Annotated in this window: 13 protein-coding genes, 1 tRNA gene and 1 pseudogene; 3 read left to right on the top strand and 12 right to left on the bottom strand. The window is 67.6% G+C overall.

Annotated features, from left to right (window positions below):
- Positions 1 to 89: 89 nt before the first annotated feature.
- Entirely contained in the window at positions 90 to 458 is a 369-nt protein-coding gene (locus tag E3O67_RS12180) for a hypothetical protein (protein ID WP_134431507.1), read from the top strand.
- A gap of 26 nt (positions 459 to 484) precedes the next feature.
- Positions 485 to 796 (top strand): DUF1905 domain-containing protein, encoded by a 312-nt coding sequence (locus E3O67_RS12175; RefSeq protein WP_241982158.1) that lies wholly within the window; start codon positions 485 to 487, stop codon positions 794 to 796.
- Between the two features lie 93 nt (positions 797 to 889).
- Here the strand turns inward: E3O67_RS12175 and E3O67_RS12170 are convergent, their stop codons facing one another.
- The 3 genes from E3O67_RS12170 to E3O67_RS12160 form a co-directional block, all read right to left on the bottom strand.
- Complete coding sequence (locus E3O67_RS12170; protein WP_134431502.1) at positions 890 to 1867, bottom strand: ribose-phosphate diphosphokinase; 978 nt, start codon at positions 1865 to 1867, stop codon at positions 890 to 892.
- Positions 1868 to 3292 (bottom strand): bifunctional UDP-N-acetylglucosamine diphosphorylase/glucosamine-1-phosphate N-acetyltransferase GlmU, encoded by a 1425-nt coding sequence (gene glmU / locus E3O67_RS12165; protein ID WP_134431499.1) that lies wholly within the window; start codon positions 3290 to 3292, stop codon positions 1868 to 1870. It lies immediately after the preceding gene.
- Between the two features lie 62 nt (positions 3293 to 3354).
- Positions 3355 to 3426 (bottom strand) — tRNA-Gln (locus tag E3O67_RS12160).
- A 122-nt stretch (positions 3427 to 3548) separates the two neighbouring features.
- On the opposite strand from E3O67_RS12160, the gene E3O67_RS12155 reads away from it, so the two are divergent.
- Positions 3549 to 4040 (top strand): MarR family winged helix-turn-helix transcriptional regulator, encoded by a 492-nt coding sequence (locus E3O67_RS12155; protein ID WP_134393827.1) that lies wholly within the window; start codon positions 3549 to 3551, stop codon positions 4038 to 4040.
- Positions 4041 to 4043: 3 nt separating this feature from the next.
- Here the strand turns inward: E3O67_RS12155 and E3O67_RS12150 are convergent, their stop codons facing one another.
- The 9 genes and pseudogenes from E3O67_RS12150 to E3O67_RS16995 form a co-directional block, all read right to left on the bottom strand.
- Positions 4044 to 5564, bottom strand: coding sequence for a CYTH and CHAD domain-containing protein (locus E3O67_RS12150; protein WP_135102813.1), 1521 nt, complete (start codon positions 5562 to 5564; stop codon positions 4044 to 4046).
- Positions 5565 to 5652: 88 nt separating this feature from the next.
- On the bottom strand, positions 5653 to 6465 hold the full coding sequence (locus tag E3O67_RS12145) for a phosphate ABC transporter ATP-binding protein (protein WP_198418980.1): 813 nt from the start codon (positions 6463 to 6465) through the stop codon (positions 5653 to 5655).
- Between the two features lie 220 nt (positions 6466 to 6685).
- On the bottom strand, positions 6686 to 7558 hold the full coding sequence (locus tag E3O67_RS12140; RefSeq protein ID WP_134431493.1) for a sortase: 873 nt from the start codon (positions 7556 to 7558) through the stop codon (positions 6686 to 6688).
- 164 nt (positions 7559 to 7722) lie between these two features.
- Positions 7723 to 8541, bottom strand: coding sequence for a hypothetical protein (locus E3O67_RS12135; protein ID WP_134431490.1), 819 nt, complete (start codon positions 8539 to 8541; stop codon positions 7723 to 7725).
- 45 nt (positions 8542 to 8586) lie between these two features.
- Positions 8587 to 9681, bottom strand: coding sequence for a WxL protein peptidoglycan domain-containing protein (locus tag E3O67_RS12130; protein WP_135102812.1), 1095 nt, complete (start codon positions 9679 to 9681; stop codon positions 8587 to 8589).
- Between the two features lie 107 nt (positions 9682 to 9788).
- Complete coding sequence (locus E3O67_RS12125; protein WP_134431484.1) at positions 9789 to 10853, bottom strand: hypothetical protein; 1065 nt, start codon at positions 10851 to 10853, stop codon at positions 9789 to 9791.
- 67 nt (positions 10854 to 10920) lie between these two features.
- Entirely contained in the window at positions 10921 to 12063 is a 1143-nt protein-coding gene (locus E3O67_RS12120; RefSeq protein WP_134431481.1) for a hypothetical protein, read from the bottom strand.
- A gap of 102 nt (positions 12064 to 12165) precedes the next feature.
- Entirely contained in the window at positions 12166 to 14742 is a 2577-nt protein-coding gene (locus E3O67_RS12115; protein WP_134431478.1) for a hypothetical protein, read from the bottom strand.
- Positions 14739 to 15047, bottom strand: a pseudogene (locus tag E3O67_RS16995) (hypothetical protein); the annotation flags it as partial. The gene E3O67_RS12115 and the pseudogene E3O67_RS16995, both read right to left, overlap by 4 nt.

Here is a 15047-nt window from a genome sequence, read left to right as displayed (position 1 = left end):
GACGGTGGTGCGGCTGCGGGTGGGGACGCGTGGGCGGGTGAGCAAGAGGCGTGCGTTCCGGGCGCGAGATTTGCGATACTGGGAGCCTGATGACGAGCGACGACCACCCCGAACTCTCCGGCTACGAGCCGCTGGATGCCGACCGGCCCCTGCGCAGTCCCCGCACACTGCTGATAATGCGTCTCGTCGTCGTGCTCGGGCTCGTGGCCCTGATTGTCCCGGGCATCCTCACGAGCGTGCAGATCGCGTCGACCACGGCCGCCAACGCGTGCAGCGTCGCCACGGCCCGGTACTATCCGGGCGCCATCGACTTCGACGCCCGCTTCGACCTGAGCGGTCCGGGCGGCTTCGGCTGGCAGTGCTACGCGATCGACATCAACGAGCGCGAGATCTACGTCATCCCGCTCGGCATCATTCCCTCGGCGCCCCGGGCGCCCAGCACCGAGATGCCGGTCTAGACCCGGCTCACACGGAAGGGTTCTCGATGGGCGCGCCGATGGGACCGAGGTTCACCTTCACCGCAGAACTGTGGGAGTACTCGGGCACCGGGGCGTGGTTCTTCGTCTCGGTGCCCGCCGACCAGGCCGAGGACATCCGTTCACTCATCGACGGCCGACGCCGCGGCTTCGGCTCGGTGAAGGTCACGGCCGCACTCAACCTCTCACGCTGGTCGACGTCGCTCTTCCCCAGCAACGAGGTAGGCACGTTCATCCTTCCGGTGAAAAAGGCGATCCGTCTGGCCGAGGGGGTGGGGGCCGGAGATCCGGTCACGATCGTGCTGGAGCTCCTGCTCTGAGCCGAGGCCGCTGACCGGGCCCGGACAGACCGATGGCCGGTCACCGACATCCGTCGACGACCGGCCAGGGTTTGCTGAGCGAATCGGCAGACGCTACGCGGCGCCCTCGAACATCGAGGTGACGGAACCCTCGTCGAAGACCTCGTGGATGGCGCGGGCCAGGAGCGGCGCGATCGGCAGCACGGTGAGCGTGGGGAAGCGCTTCGCCTCGGGGATCGGCAGGGTGTCGGTGACGACGACCTCGGAGATCGCGGGGTTCTGCAGCAGCTCCAGCGCCGGGTGGCTGAACACGGCGTGGGTGGCGGCGACGACGACGCCGATCGCGCCGGCGGCGCGCAGGGCCTCCGCCGCGAGGACGATCGTGCGGCCGGTGTCGATCATGTCGTCGACGATCAGGCAGACGCGACCCTCGACCTGGCCGACGATCTCATGCACGGTCACCTGGTTGGCGACCTTCGGGTCGCGGCGCTTGTGGATGATGGCCAGCGGGGCGCCGAGCTTGTCACTCCAGATGTCGGCAACGCGAACGCGGCCCATGTCGGGAGAGACGACCGTCAGGGTGGCCGGGTCGAGCTTCTCGCGGAAGTGCTCGAGCAGCACGGGCATGGCGAAGAGGTGGTCGACGGGGCCGTCGAAGAAGCCCTGGATCTGGGCGGCGTGCAGGTCGACGGCCATGATCCGGTCGGCGCCGGCAACCTTGAACAGGTCGGCGATCAGCCGGGCCGAGATCGGCTCGCGGCCGCGGCCCTTCTTGTCCTGGCGGGCGTAAGGGTAGAACGGAGCGACGACCGTGATGCGCTTGGCGGAGGCACGCTTGAGCGCGTCGACCATGATGAGCGACTCCATCACCCATTCGTTGATCGGGTTGGTGTGCGACTGGATCACGAAGGTGTCCGAGCCGCGCACGCTCTCGTCGAAGCGCGCGTAGATCTCGCCGTTCGCGAAGGTGCGGGCGTCGGTGTGGACGAGTTCGGTACCAAGTTCCGTGGCGATGTCCAGTGCCAGTTGTGGGTGTGCTCGCCCCGAAACCAATACAAGTCGCTTCTCGCCGCTGGTCTTGATTCCAGACACCTAGTCTCCGCTCTTTGCCGCAGCCGCCGCCGCGTCGGTTCCTGCACGGTTGGTCTGTACCCAGCCGTCCATATTGCGTTGTGGAGCCACGGTGAGGCCCAGGGCCCCGGCCGGTATGTCCTTGCGGACGATTGTCCCGGCACCCGTGTACGCTCCGTCCCCAATCCTAATCGGGGCGACGAACACGTTGTGCGACCCGGTGCGCACGTGGGACCCGACCTCAGTGTGGTTCTTGGTCACCCCGTCGTAGTTCGCGAAGATCGTGCCGGCCCCGATGTTCGACCCCACGCCCACCGTCGCGTCTCCGACGTAGCTGAGGTGCGGCACCTTGCTGCCCGCGCCGATGGTCGCGTTCTTGGTCTCGACGAAGGTGCCGATCTTGCCGTCGGCGCCCAGGTTCGTGCCCGGTCGCAGGTAGGAGAACGGGCCGACGGATGCGCCGGCGCCGATCACCGCGAGGGTCGCGTCCGTGCGCTTCACCACCGCGTTCTCGCCGACTTCACAATCGACGAGGGTGGTGTCCGGGCCGATCACGGCGCCGGTCTCGATCACGGTCGAGCCGAGGATCTGCGTGCCCGGCCGGATCGTGACATCCGATGCCAGCTTCGCCTTGAGGTCGATCCAGGTGGTGGCCGGGTCCTGCACGGTCACGCCGGCCAGCTGCCAGCCGTAGACGATGAGGCCGTTCAGCTGGCGCGCGGTCTCGCTGAGCTGGGCGCGGTCGTTGATGCCGGCGACCAGCCAGGCGTCGGCGACCGGCACGGCCCGCACTTCGGACCCGGCCTGACGCAGCAGCCCGACCACGTCGGTGAGGTACTTCTCGCCCTGGGCGTTCTCGGTGGTGACGTTGGCCAGCTGCTCGCGCAGCTCGACGACACGGAAGACGTAGACCCCGGCGTTCGTCTCGGTAATGGCGCGTTCCTCCGTCGTCGCATCCTTCTGCTCGACGATGCGGTCGAAGGCACCCTCCTCGGAGCGCACGATGCGGCCATAGCCGGTCGCGTCTTCCGGGAAGGAGGAGAGCACGGTGGCGGAGACGTCACGGTCACGGTGCGCGGCGACGAAACTGGCCAGCGTGGCCGCGTTGAGCAGCGGCACGTCGCCGCTGACCACGAGCACGTCGCCCTCGAAGTCGTCGGGGAGCGCGGCGATGGCCTGCTCCACGGCCCGGCCGGTGCCGGGCAGCTCGTCCTGGTCGACGATCAGGCTCTCGGGCAGATCCTTGCCGACGAGGGCGGCCAACTGGTCGCGCTCGTGGCGCACCACGGTGACGACGTGGGCCGCGTCCAGGGCCCGGGATGTTGCCAGCACGTGGCTGAGGATGGGCAATCCGGCCAGCTCATGCAGCAGCTTCGGAGTGCTCGATTTCATGCGGGTGCCCTGGCCGGCGGCCAGCACAACAATCGCGAGTCGGGAATCAATCACGTGGTTTCCTCTAGCTTCGGTGGAGCCGCCCGGGGAAGGCCGGATGGTGACGCCATTCAGGGCTCCGCCGCCAGGACTCGAACCTAGACCTAACAGCTCCAAAGGCTGTCGTGCTGCCATTACACCACGGCGGAATTCGCCGACCGAGGGCCGACCAACGGTGACAAGTCTGCCAGATATCGCGCCGATAGCGCGCCCCGGCGCACCTGGGCCGGTTCCCGCGCCGGTTTGCGCGCCCGAGCGGGATAATGGACGGATGCCCGCACATGACGAAGTCGACCGGATCGTTGATGCCTGGCTGCGCGAGCGGCCCGACCTCGACTTCGCGCCGCTGCAGGTCCTGTCACGCGTGGCACGTCTGTCCAAGCACCTGGACCGTGCCCGGCGCACCGCGTTCTCCCGGTCCGAGCTGGACTCCTGGGAGTTCGACGTGCTCTCGGCCCTGCGCCGCGCGGGGGCACCCTACGAATTGAGCCCGAAGGCCCTGCTGCAGCAGACGTTGGTCTCCAGCGGCACGATGACCAACCGGATCGACCGGCTCGTCGAGCGCGGGCTGGTCACCCGGCGCACCGACCCCAACGACGGCCGCGGCATCTTCGTCGGGATGAACCCGGCCGGCCTCACCCGGGTGGACGCCGCCATCACCCGGCTGGTCGACGCCGAGGCCGAGCTGCTCGCCACGCTGTCGCCGAGTGAGCAGGCCGGCCTCGCGACCCTGCTGCGCAAGCTGAGCCTCGGTTTCGACTGAGGGTTACTTCGAGATCGATGCCTTCGGAAAGTCCCGCCAGGTGCGAAAGAAGCGCGTCTCCATGGCGGCGGCCCCACTCCGTTCCACGGCGTGCAGCCGGCCGTAGCTGAAGGCGTTCTCGCCCTGCAGGTACGCGGCCATGCCGAGCCGGAGCAGCTCGTCCCGGGCGACGACGCTGTCCTGATGGTCGCCGAGGGTGTCCTGCACCTGCCGGGCCGCGGCCACGAGCCGCACCGCGCGGGTGCGCCGCAGCGGCATGGCCGTCTCGGCCGCGTAGCGCAGTTGCTTGGCCCGCTTGCGCGCCTCGTGCAGCGCCCCGTCGCGCACGGTGCCCGACGGGGTGCCCTGGGCCAGGAACACGGCTGCGCGCAGGCGCTTCCAGTCCGCGCGGATCAGTTCGGGGATGACGGTGCTCGCGGGCTTGTCCGCCCGTGGGAGCAGCGGTGGGATGGCCAGCAAGGCGTCGAGCGTGTCGAGCAGGCGGAAGTACCGTTTGGAGTCGAGGGCGGCGAGCGCCTGCTTGCGGGCGGCCCGGATGACCTCGGCGAAGTGCCCGTCGATGCGCTCCATCAGCGGGCCCACCACGAGTTCGACCGGTTCCTGCGCGAGCCGGTGCGCGAGGCGCTGCCGGATCACCTCCGCGTCCCGGGCGGCGCCGAGCGAGCCGGCCAGCCAGCGCAGTTCATCGCGGAGTGGATCGGTGACCGCCCTGTCCAGGAGATCCCGGTAGGTGGACAGGGCCGAGCGGAGGCGGCGCGTGGCCACGCGCATCCGGTGCACGCCGTCGGCATCGTTTTCCCGTACCCGCGCATCCTGGATGCCGATCGCCCGCACCTGTTCGTGCACGTAGGCCATCAGCACGGTGCCGGCCGAGCTCTTGCGGGTCGGCCGGGGTGCCGGCACGGTGACGAAGGCCGGCAGCTGGTCGCCGAGGGCGCGAGCCAGTTTGGACGGGTTCGCGGATGGCTCCACGCCGACCGACGCGAGCCGCGCCTGGGCGGCGTCGAGCAGGTCTCGGGAGCCGTGCACGAGCTCGACCTCCCATTCCCGCCAGGTCTGGCTGAGCGCTTCCGGCGCGAATCGGTCCGCCTGCACCTCGTCGTCGCAGACCTCGGCGAGCACGACGTCATTCTCGCCGACAAGCTGGTGCAGGGTGCGCCGGGTGCGCAGCCGCACGACGGGTACGAGGGTGCGACCGCGGAGGACGGCCCGCACGAGGGTGAGGATGCCCTCGGGGATCTGCTCCGGGTCATCGCCGAGTGGCTCCCGCATCTCCCGGCGCTCGTCGACGGCGACCGGGAGCTTGAGGTGCCAGCCGGCGTCGTCGCCCCCGGTGCGGCGGCGCAGGGTCAATCGCCGACCGGCGAGGACCAGGTCGGCCGTGTCGTAGTAGAGGGCGTCGAGGTGGTGCTCGACCGGCGGTTCCACGTGGGTGACGCCCGGCAAATCGTGCAGGGGCGGCAGTGCCGTCGCGGGGTTGACGTCGAAAGTGCGCTCGATCTCTGCATAGCCAGCGGAAGTCATGCTTCAGTGTAATTCGACCCCGGTACCCGGAGGGGAAAGACGCACCCCCCTTCCCGGCCGGCGCAGAGATGGCCGGGACCGCAGACCGCTACCCGAACCGGCCGTTGACGTAGTCCGCCGTGCGCGGGTCGATCGGGTTGCCGAACATGGCGTCAGTCGGGCCGTGTTCCACGATCCCGCCGGGCGCACCCTGCGCTGCGAGGAAGAAGGCGCAGTTCTGCGAGACGCGCTGCGCCTGCTGCATGTTGTGGGTCACGATCACGATGGTCACCTCTCGGGCGAGTTCGAGCATGGTCTCCTCGATCACCCGCGTCGATGTGGGGTCAAGGGCCGAGCACGGTTCGTCCATCAGCAGGATGCGTGGAGTCACCGCCAGGGATCGGGCGATGCACAGTCGCTGCTGCTGGCCGCCGGACAGCCCGCCACCCGGGGCGCGCAGACGGTCCCGGACCTCCTTCCACAGGCCTGCCTTGGTCAGGCAGCTCTCGACGAGGTAGTCCTTCTCGTCGTTCGACGCACGCTTGCCGGTGAGAGTGAGGCCCGCGATCACGTTGTCGTAGATCGACATGGCGGGGAAGGGATTGGGCTTCTGGAAGACCATCCCGATGTGTTTGCGAGCGTCGACGAGCTTGCGTTCCGGGTCGTAGATGTCTTCGCCCTCGAGCAATACCTGGCCGGCGAGGCTCGCCGAGGGAACAAGCTCGTGCATCCGGTTCAGGATGCGCAGGAACGTCGACTTCCCGCAACCCGACGGCCCGATCAGCGAGGTGATGACGCCCGCGGGCATCACGAGGTTGACCCGGTCGAGAACCTGACGCTCGCCGAACCAGGCCGAAACGTTGCGGCCCTCGAGCGTGGCGAGAGGTGCGCGCGCGCTCGGTTGATGCGAGGGCGCGTCGATGACCAGATCCGGGCCAGCCGGGCGTTGTGCCCACGGCGAGCCCGATGCGCCCAAACGGCCGCGCCGGTTCGACACCGACCGGGCAGGCAGGCGCAGCTTCCGGTCGCGCTGCCCCGACCGAGGGGGTGGCGTCGTTGCGGTAAAGAGCGGCACAGCCGGAAGCACCTGCGTCAACTCGTCGTCGTGCACGTTCTCGTTCATAACCACTCGTTTCGGGTTGCTAGAGCAGATTCGGGAGCAGGCGCACGAGCTGGTCGGCCACGAAGACCCCACCAACCGTGACCACGGGAAGGAACACGGTCCAGGTCTTGCGGGGGCCGACCCGCCGGAATGCCCAGACAGCGGCGAGCTCGATCACGAGCAGGAACTGCAGCGCGAAGACGAGCGCCCACACGGTCGATGTGTCCGTGGCCAGTTCCTTGTCGGCAAGCGGCAGGGTCAGATAGGTGGTCTGGCGTGCACCGGCGGGCTTCGTCTCCGAGACGAGTTCCGCATCCACTCTGGCGACGCCGGTGGGCACGAAGGCCGGGCCGCGAGCGGTCGCGAGCACCAGGCGGCTCTTGCCGGCTCCGAGCGCGGGCGGCGTCGGATCGCCGGCATAGCGAACGCCGAGCACGGAGTAGGTGTGTTCGCCCTGGCCGGTAATGACGGTGAATTCCTGCCCGGGGCGCAACTCCTGGAGTCGGCTGAACGGTCCACCGAAGGCTGCGGCCCGGCCCATGATGACGCTGTACCCGGCCTGCCCCGGGAGAACACTGTCGCGGCGGTGGCCCGGCCCCGCCCGCAGGGTGCCTGAGTCGGTGCCCTCGACCACGATCTCGTGCACATCGATGGACGGAATGTCGATCAGTGCGACGGGTGTTCCCGCCGTGAGCAGGACCTTGTCGACTGTGCCCTCGCTGACCGGAGCGGTTCCCTCGGCGAGTTCGTACCGGAACGTGTTGGTGAGCCGTTGCTGGCTGACGACGTGTTGCAGCTGACCGAGCACCGTGATGTTGGCCAGCAGACCGAGGATCAGCACGGCCAGGATCGTCAGGGTCGAACGGATGGCCTGATCACGCGGGCTGAGGTCGACCGGCGGTCGCGGGGGCATCGGCATCCGTCGGGGCGGCCTGGGGATTTTCGGCGGTTTGGGTGCTCCGGGCTCCGTCGGAGGCCGCGGCGGTCCGGACCGCCGACTGGATTCCGCACGGCCGGGACGGCCGGGCGGGCGGACCGTACCGGGTGCCCTGAACCGGCGCGTCGGCTTTGCGATGGTCACGACGCCATCCCCTCGCCGATTGCCGGGTTACGAGCACGACGCACGACGGGCAGCTTCCGCAAGCCCAGAGTCAATGCGCCGGCGGCGGTGAACACAAGCAGGAGGAAGTAGGGCGGGATGACGACGAGGGACTCCCGGGACACCGGTCCCAGCGCCGTTCCGAGAACCTCGGTCGGTGGCGTCAAGGTGACGTGACCGGTGAACAAAGTCCACTGGCCGACGTCGGGCAGGGTGGCCGTGACCGTGCGGGTCTCCCCTGGTGAAAGGTCGGCGACCTCGACGGCGTCGACTGCGGCCAACTGCATGCCGACAGCGTTCGTGATCCAGAATTTGAGACTCGACGTGACCGGGGTGGTCGTGACATTCTTCAGGGTGAAGGCCAGCACGATGTCGCCCCCGCCGGGGCCGAAGTCCGGCTTCGGCAACGCGGTGACGCCGCTGACATAGAGGACGCCGCCCACCGCCGTGGGGTCGATTCCGAGTGCGTGGGTCCCCGCGGCCGACCCTGCTGCAGTCGTTTGGGTGACTCCGCGCACCGAGGCTGGTTTCGCCGGCTGCGGCGCCGTCGCCCGGGGCGTGGCGCCGGGCCCCGCCGGCGCCGCCGGTGACGAGGATCCGGTCGGTCCGAGCACCGTGACGGACAGATCGACGCCGCGCGGATCATCCGTCGCCGACGTGGCACTGGGAGCAGTCGCGCTTCGGGCGACGGCACTGGGGGCAGCGGCACCCAGGGCGACACCGACCATGCCCGTCATCGCGAGGAGAGCGATGAGAGCCACGATCGGAAGCCGGCGCACGGCAGGGGAGGTAAGCACCGGTTTAGTTAGCACGTCCAAGGTTTCGATGATCTGACGGGAAAGCTAACGAGAGGCAAACTCGGCCGGGGCTTCTTCCCGCGCCTTGCGGCGCGCCTCGGCCTCCGTGTATTCGATCCAGGCGGCGGCCTTCGTAGCGTCGCGCTTGCGGCTGAACCGCACGATCAGCCAGGTCCCTCCCCCGACCAGCACCAGAAGGAGAAACGCCCACGGCACCACGAAGAGGTCGCTGTTGCGCGCGCCGGTCGGCAGCACTCCCGCGGCGAGGGCGTCCTCGTCGACGGTCGCGGCCAGCGACACGTGCGGGTTCAGATAGACCCAGGCGCCCACGCCGGGAATCACGATGCTGACCGTGCGGGAGCTGCCGGGCAGCATCTCGGAGATCTCCTGATCGACCAGCCCGGAGAGCGGAATCCCGAACAAGCCGCGCACCTGCGAGACGGTGTCGGCACTGAGCGACACGTTCCCGTTGTTGGTCAGGCTCATTTTCAGGGTGGTCTCGCCCGAGAACGGGTTGACACTCGGCTGGTAGGACGATTCGATGCTGCTGATCGTCAGGCCGGGCTGCAGCGGGCCCTTGACGCGCACATACAGGCGGATGCCGACGCGCCGGTCGACGGTGACCTGTCCGGCCGGGGAGAGGGCCGAGACGATGACGCCGCCGGCGTGGTCCCCGGGCGTGGCATCGGCCGGGACCGTCACGGTGAACGGCAGCACCTGCCGGGCGCCGGGGTCGAGCGTGACCTGGATCCTGTTGGTGCCGTTGTCGAAAGCGATCCAGGTTCCGGCGTCCGCGGGGGTCGCGGCTCCCTCGAGGAGCGCGAAGCTGCCGTCGTCGGCGTTGAAGGCGTCGGTGGCGTAGACGGTGACGGCCTGCACGGTGGTGCCGGTGTTCTCGACCAGGTATTCGTCCTGGAGCGTCTGGCCGGGTTCGACTTGGTAGCTGAACCGGGACCGGGACTGGTCGACGCCGCCGCCGGCGGAGGGTGCGCCGGCGATGCCGTCGGCGTCGGCCGCCCAGGCGCCGGAGGCCCCTGAGACGCCGAGGCTGACGGTCAATCCCAGGGTGACCAACACGCCGGCGGTGACGGACAGGAGTCGGGGGGCGATGGTGCGGAGGGTCACGATCGGCGTACTCATTTCTGCGGTCTTTCTGCGGATGCTGCGTTGGCGGAAAACAGTGTGAGAGGAAGGGGAGGACCGGCGCGAACGCCGTTCCTCCCCCGTTGTTCAGCTGGTGCCTGCTCCTACTTCGAGACGACCGTGAGGGTCATCGTCGAGGTGTAGGTGCCGGCGGCCTTGTCCTGAGGAGCGACGAAGGTCAGGTCTGCGTTGAGAACGCTGTCGCCGACCGTGTTCGCTGCCGAGCCGGAGGCAAAGTTGTACGTCCCGGATGCCGCACCGGCCACCTGGACCGCGGCGGCGGTGACGCCGGTCGCGGACGTGCCGGCAACGACCAGCTTCGGGGCGACGCCGAGCTGGGACTTGCTGATGATGTTCGTCGCATCCGTACTGTTCTTGAAGTCCGCGACGGTCGCGCTGAGGTTCCAGCCTTCGCGCGTGAGTACCCGGCCATCGTTGACCGTGATGTTGCCGAGGGTGCCGGTCGTGGTCGACTTGTTGTTCACGAGTGACGGGGTGCCGAACGACGCCGCGGCGCCGGCCGGGACCGTCAGCGCGAGCACGCCGTTGACGGCGCCAGTCGTGGTGGGAGCGAGAGCGACGGTGCCGTTCTGCGGGCCAGGTACGACGGGCGGGACAACGACGGTGGTGTCATTGCGACTGAGCGTGTACGCACCCGTCCCCGCGGTGATGGTCGCGGTACGGTAATACGCGGCCACAGTAGTCACACCGTTATTAATGGTGCAGGCGAACCCGAGCGAGTAGGTGCCTCCGGCAGCCTTGATCGCAGGACCTGTCCCGTTGATCTGGCCGGACGGAGTGGTGTTCGGCAGAAGAACCCCACCCGTTGCGGTCAGGGAATTGGGCGAGAATGCCTTCCAGCCGTTCGTTCCCCCGAGCTCCGTTCCCGGTGTGGTGGCGAAGGTGTAGACGTTCGTGGTGCCCGCGGGGCAGGAAAAGTCGACCATCGGGTCTACCCCATCGGGCGAGCCGACGACCTGGTCGTCCCACCCGTAGGAGTATCCGGGAGCGTCCAAGGCGCTTCCGTCTGCGGCGTCGTACATGTAGACAGCCCCAGCCGATCCGTTGGTCTGGACCACGGCGGAGGCCGCGGCCACTCCCGTGCCAGCCAGCAGGGCGATGGACAGCGCCCCGACCGCGAGAGTGCGGGTCTTCGTGTTGAGCTTCATGAGTTAATCCTTTTCTTGACGCGTTTAGGGTGACGTGAAGGACCGATTGAGATGCGACGAAGCGGAATTAGCGCAGGTTCGAGCGGAGGGGGGTGGTGCTGCTCGGGGCGAGGAAGCCGAACTTCTTCTTCGCTGCTCCCGTGGTGGAGGCGAATGTGCCGGTGTTGGTAAGGCTGCTGGCCTTGCTCGGGTCGAGCAGGTTCGCCAGGGTGGCGTCGAACTTCGGGTTACCCGCCTCAATGCGCGCGTACTCGACGACGAGATAGGTGTCCCTTCCCCAGGTGGCGTTGCTGTAGAAGGCCGAGTTTGGAGTCATTGCGGCACCGGCTCCGGTCACGGCGTTCGTGCCGGCGATGGGCGTGCCGACCTTGGCCGGGTTGAGCATCCCGACCCTGTTGGTTGCCGTTCCGATCCGGTTGATGCCGGCGCCGGTGTTCTGGGCGACCCACTGGGCGGCGGACATCGCAGTGATCGCGTTGTCCGGGAAGGGTGAGCCATCGGCAAGGGCTATGGTGTCGTGTTCCTGACCGACCTTGACACAGCTGGGGTTGGCAGTCGAGTACGCGCTCGTCAGGGAGAGCTTGGACAGCCAAGACTCACGCGTCCCGGAACCAGCCTGAGGAATGACAGCCGTCACCGAAACGCCATTGACGGCTGTGATGGAGCAGTTGAAGATGCCGGTCAGCGTGGCAAGGTCGAGGTTGTCGAATCCCGTGTTTGTGCCGCTGTGGGCGTACGTGAGCGCGTCGCGACCGAACGGCACGTAGGCGAGCAGCCCGTTCGTGTTCGCGGAGCTGCCCGGGCCAGAGGAGCTTCGCGCGATGTCGACCTGACCGGTGATGATCGCTGCAGGCGATCCGGGTGTCGCGGACGTGTAAGCGGCACCATCAAGCGACCGGCTAAGTGCCTTGACCCCGTCGCCCGAGCCGTTGGGACGCCCGAAACGAGCGCCAGCAGGCTTGGTCTGGATCAGCACTCCGCCCGTCGCGTCGAAGGAGCCGACTGCCGTCCCATTGGCCAGCGACCGGACGTTCGAACCGCTGACCGTCGTGCCGTTGACGGCCGCGTTCACGACGTCCTGGAGCGTATCTGAACCCACGATTGCGTAGCTGTTGGACACAGGTTCAGCGTTCGCCGGCGCCGCCATGACGATGCCGGAAACGGAAACACCGACGATTGCGCAGATCGCAATTGCCTTTTTCGAGATCATGTGATGCCTTTCGGTGTACTGCACAAGAGGCGAGCCCAGGTGGACTCGACTTTCCCGGCGCGGTCCCGGAGTGCCCCCGAAACCTCGCCAAGCCGTAGCGCGTCAGGCCTTGCGTCTGGCGCGCGAGTAAAGGGGAACCATCCCGGCCGCTAAGAGACCTGACAGCAGTCCGGCGGGGACGGCGGCCGCCAGCGGGCCCACATCTGGATCTGCCGGAGTCGGCCTGCCCAGGAGCGGGGCAGCAGAAATCCCGGTGGCCAGAGGGTCCGCTGGCGTGCCAGTCGCTGTCGGTGCCGAACCCGGTTCGGGCGATGTCGGCTTTGCGTACGACTGAACCCTCGAGGCGGGGGCGGATGGTGGAGTCAGTTTCGACGTGGAGGGTGCTGGGATGGTTTGCGCACGAGGGCTGATCCCGCTTTCTATCGCAGCGGCCGCTGCCAGCGCTTGGTCAACCCAACTCGGCGGCAGCGGCGCGTATCCCGGCGGCAACTGACCGACGTCGGTGCCGGGGGTCTGCCCGTCTTGGACTGCAAACCGGATCAGGTTGGCATAGACGGCGCGCTGCGTCGAGTCGGTTTGGAGTGGATTGATGGCGGCGTAGACGGGCATTGTCAGGGCGTATGCGGTCGGAGCCGCAGCGGCGGTCGGGCCGGCGGGATCGAACTCGAGCACCCGAGACTGCGTTCCAGCCGGCGTCATGGCGGCGGCGGCGGCGAGAAGGCTTGTTTCGTTCGGTGCCACGAACTTGCCGGCTGGATTACGCAACGACGCGGTTATGGCCTGGTAGCGATTCGCCGCAGGAGTCGTGGTGAGGGCCAGAACTCCTCGACTGCCGATGAGTTCTCGCGCTGTCTTGCCGTATTTCGGAGGGGTCGAGAATTTGTCCCAGGTTCCCAGCAGGAGGCCGTCACCTCGCAACGTCTGGTAGGCGCCGCTTTCGAAATCCGCCGTATAGGGCCGCCAGGTGACGAGATTGACGGCACCTGTGCCGTTCGCCGGATCGGTCACCGTCGTATCAGGTTTCTCAATCGGATCAGCCTTGGGGAGTGACTCGCGCGGCACGGCGAGGCCTGTTCCGGTCGGGTTCACCGACGCATTTGTTGAATACCACGGGTTGACGACCATCCCCCAAGGGTCTGCCTGTCCATCCAGAAAGGCCCGCGCATCGGCGTCCGACAGGACATAGCGCCATAATTGGACTGCGAGATCGGAACGTCCCGACGGCAGCAACAGGTCTCCCAATGACGGTGACACCATGAGTTGGTAGGCCCACTCCTCATCGTTGACGTCGAGGAAGTCCGGATCCTGCACGAGGGTGCGAGCATTTTTTCCCGGGCTGTCGAAGCTGACGAATCCAACATGAGATCTGTCTCCAGGCGGAAGCGCCTCGAAGTACGACTGGGTGAGCAATTTCGCGATGAGTCGCGGCGTGAGGTTGAGAGAGCCGAAAGGTAACCCATTACTCGCCCTGAACTCGTCAGGGACCACGCCGACCGGCGAAACCTTGCGATCGATTGCGAATGAGACTGCGAGGCCTGCGATGGCAACCGGGGCGTACTGGAGCGGATCCTGTTCGTCGGTCTCAAGCGGCCGTGAAGTGAATGCGAGCGGGCTCGGTTCCGTCCGAGACGCACCGGTGACGGCCTCCGCCTCATTCCCGGTGCTCAGGACGAAAGCCGACCCTGTCGGGCCGGTGCACAACTTGGGCTGCCAGGACGAGATGGCCCCGCTCACCAATTCGCTGCCGGACAGCTGTCGTTCCGCGGCCCCGATCGCACACCGTATCCCGATGGGCTCAAAATCGAGCTTGATGGCTACGTGGTGCTGCCACGAGTCCCAGAGCAGTCCCGATTGGGTGATTGTCGATGATCCTGAGTCGCCCGTGCCACGAGGAATGACCACCAGCCAGCAGGACTGCCCGACAACCGGAGTAACCAGAGTGTTCGGTGAACCGCAACCCAGGCCAGGCGACTGCATGGCCGTTTGGATCTCGAACGGCACGGACCCCGTTCCTGCAGGTCCGGACCCTGCCCACTTGGTCTCATTCGTTGTGAGCTGGGTGAAGAACTGGTTGGTGTTCACATCGATCTCAGGCGTGCGTGTGGTGGCGCCCGACGCGTTCTTCACAATGTCAGTGATCAGAGTTCCGTCGACTCCCTTGAACGGAATCGACGTGTATGCCGGGGTGAAGACACCCCTTCGAGGCACGGTGTACTCGGCGTCTTGCGAAGCAACGTCCGCATCCTCCCCGGAAGAGTTTCGAGTCGTTCCCTCGGAGCGGGAGGCACCGTACTGGCAGGTCGTTCGGTCAGGGTGGCCTGGATGGGCAGGGTCTTCTCCCCAGCACTGCGCGATCTGCAAGAAATTCTCTCCACCGATCGAGCCCGAGATCGGCTTCGTCGACTCCTTTCCCCCGGTCCAGCTGACCACGATCCCTTGGGAGACCAGATTCCTGGTCTGCGAGACAGTCACCTTGAGATCCGGGAACGGCGCAGTCGTAATGTCGAGGTCGTAATCCTTGGACGCGACCGTGACCCCGCTCGAGGTGTCGGCGGACGCCGGCGACGGCGCGAACGCGCCAAGCACGGACACCCCGATCCCCACGACCAACCCGACGACGATTCCGCTGGCACCTGCCCGCGCCCAGATCGAATCGGTGCTAAAAAACCGGCGCGTCATTTCAGTCCTACTTTCGCGGCGAGGGGTTTCAGCCGCCGCCAGAGCACCGGCGGCAGCACGGCCGCCCCGATGAGGAGGATTCCAGCGACGAGCATGATGGACTGTTGGACGCCCCAACCGGTGTCGGCCAGGGTGAACGGCGACGCCACGGCAGTGCCCACGAGACCGGACCCGGCGCCTCCGGCGGGGCCGCCAGAGACCAGGGCGCCGTTCTCGTCGTAGACGGCAGCCACAGCATCCGCGGGCCCGGCCGCCGCCGCGGCTGCATCCACCGCTGCCGTCCCGCCCGCGCCGCCCGCGGCGGC

Source organism: Cryobacterium sp. TMT3-29-2 (assembly GCF_004564305.1).
In the GTDB taxonomy this organism is placed as follows: Bacteria; Actinomycetota; Actinomycetes; order Actinomycetales; family Microbacteriaceae; genus Cryobacterium; species Cryobacterium sinapicolor.
This window is presented reverse-complemented; position numbering and strand designations above follow the sequence as displayed.